3 protein-coding genes are annotated in these 1,921 nt (G+C 44.5%); 1 reads left to right on the top strand and 2 read right to left on the bottom strand.

Annotation, left to right across the window (positions count from 1 at the left end; translation table 11 throughout):
* Nucleotides 1-509: 509 nt before the first annotated feature.
* On the bottom strand, nucleotides 510-929 hold the full coding sequence (locus ACG2E4_RS18290) for a hypothetical protein (RefSeq protein ID WP_395277491.1): 420 nt from the start codon (nucleotides 927-929) through the stop codon (nucleotides 510-512).
* Nucleotides 901-1,113: a hypothetical protein gene (locus tag ACG2E4_RS18285; protein ID WP_395277490.1), complete on the bottom strand. Its 213-nt coding sequence runs from the start codon at nucleotides 1,111-1,113 to the stop codon at nucleotides 901-903. The genes ACG2E4_RS18290 and ACG2E4_RS18285 overlap by 29 nt, the downstream gene beginning before the upstream one ends.
* 134 nt (nucleotides 1,114-1,247) lie before the next feature.
* On the opposite strand from ACG2E4_RS18285, the gene ACG2E4_RS18280 reads away from it, so the two are divergent.
* Nucleotides 1,248-1,373: a hypothetical protein gene (locus ACG2E4_RS18280; protein ID WP_395277489.1), complete on the top strand. Its 126-nt coding sequence runs from the start codon at nucleotides 1,248-1,250 to the stop codon at nucleotides 1,371-1,373.
* Nucleotides 1,374-1,921: the final 548 nt, after the last annotated feature.

Raw genomic sequence — 1,921 nt, 5'->3', positions numbered from 1 at the left:
TGCAGGGGTTCTTTCTTCACGCCGCCGCTGCATGCGGCCGGACGGCTCACGAATCGCCAGGGCGGAAGGAGGATGGAATTATGAATGAAGAATGATGAATGATGAATTTCGAAGGGGCAGGAATGGAGAACCCGGGTCTTTCCCCCTTGTGGCAGTTATGATGAAAAAGCGGTAAATGACGTTCGAAGGGGGTGCAGGGGGATGTTCAGTGAGGAATGAAAAATGAAGAATTAAAAATAATGAATTTCGAAGGGGGAGATCGTATGAACGAGGTATAGCAATCATTCCGAGTGGAGGATCGGGCGGATGTTCCCGATCCGAAGTCGAGGAATCTATCCTGGCGCATGCCCGGTGCAGGTGCTTCTGCGGATCTCTTCGCTTCCTGGCGAGCGGCGAAATTGTCTTGCTGACGAACCAATTTCCTGGTGAAAAATACATGTTAATCGCAGAGTACGCGGAGGTATTCGCGAAGAGTAAGTACAGGGTAACGTATGCCTGACAAACGGTCGTCAGTCGTCTACCTCCAAATGTTCCAAGTCGTTTAAATCTTTTAGCCTGCCACTGGCCTGCTTATTCTGTTTAAGCTTCTCTAAACTAATAATATTTACACTGATATCATCCCAACTCTCTTTTATTCTTGTATCATAACATTCCTTAAACTCCACACCTGAAATAGAAGTCAATACTTCAATCCGCATTGGTGGCACCCCCATACGTATAACCTGGTCTTTTTCTAAAAATAGGTTCGCACTCAATTTATCAGCATCAAAACCAAATTTGTGAAGAGCTTTGACTACACGCTCCGCGTTAGAAGGGTTTCTTGCTATCCAAATATCCATATCTGCAGTAGCCCGGACATAGCCGTGATAACCTACTGCATAGCCATCTATTAATAAATATTTAACTTTTTGATCGTTCAGTAACTTCAAGAATTCTCTGAAGTCGGGTGGTAGCGGGATCGTAGCCATAAATAATCTGTCTTGTTAATTCCATTGCCTCTAACCGTTCATGTGGCGTTTTATCCTTCCAATACATTTTCTCTTCCTTGTCCTGTTCCTGGAGGCTGGTAACGGAAAATGCATTACGGTCAACGCGGAATTTGTCTTTTTGCATAATTATAATGGTCACTGATTGAAAAGACGTTACAGATGTTTAATGTAACAAAAGGAAGACTTTATTGCTTGGGGATAGCCTTCCATATCTGATGGTATCTTCAACAGCTTTCTTAGGTGTTCATTTTTTCATCGATGAAAAAACGAACCAAAAAAATCGCCGACTGGGGATGGGGAATGATGAATGTAGAATTAAAAATGATGAATTTCGAAGGGGCAGAAACGGAGAACCCGGGGCTTTCCCCCTTGTGGCAGTTATGATGGAAAAGCGGTAAATGATGTTCGAAGGGGGTGCAGGGGGATGTTCAGTGAGGAATGAAAAATAAGTAACGTGAGTTCTAGCTTCCAGCTTTAACATTGTTTCTTAATTTCTTGGGGCAGGGCTTTTATGAGGCTGTCCAAAAAGTCCAATAAGGGGAACGCCACTTAAATAATTAAGGCGTGGTCAATCTCCCTAAATCCCTCTTCTCCAAGAGGGACTTTGTAAGTGCCCATTCCATACAATAAGAGCCCATTTTCTTGTCACTGAGTGCCTCCTTGGAGAAGGAGGACAGGAGGATTGATATTGGTAATAGTATTTTTAGCTATTTATACAATCTTGCTTTATAGAGTACGACCGAATTCGCAGCCAATCCTTACAAAAAGCATCTGCCAAGAGAAATGATGGCTCGGCGTTGATTTAGGGTTGGCAGACCGTGCCTTCCCCCAAGGTACCCCACCGGGCAGGTGGACCGCACCGGTGCTGGTTTTGCTGATTGCAGCATGGTTCGAAACCTGCGAGGTTTGTTACTCCGGAAGGGACGACACTT

Origin of the sequence: Halalkalibaculum sp. DA384 (assembly GCF_043951955.1) — a bacterium.
In the GTDB taxonomy this organism is placed as follows: Bacteria; Bacteroidota; Rhodothermia; order Balneolales; family Balneolaceae; genus JAMQKA01.
Note: the sequence above shows the minus strand (reverse complement) of the source record. Positions and strands in the feature narration are given on the sequence as shown.

Excerpts from the sequence above, each read along its gene's own strand:
- ACG2E4_RS18285 (WP_395277490.1), bottom strand. The coding sequence starts at position 1,113 with ATGCAAAAAGACAAATTCCGCGTTGACCGTAATGCATTTTCCGTTACC.
- ACG2E4_RS18280 (WP_395277489.1), top strand. The coding sequence starts at position 1,248 with ATGAAAAAACGAACCAAAAAAATCGCCGACTGGGGATGGGGAATGATG.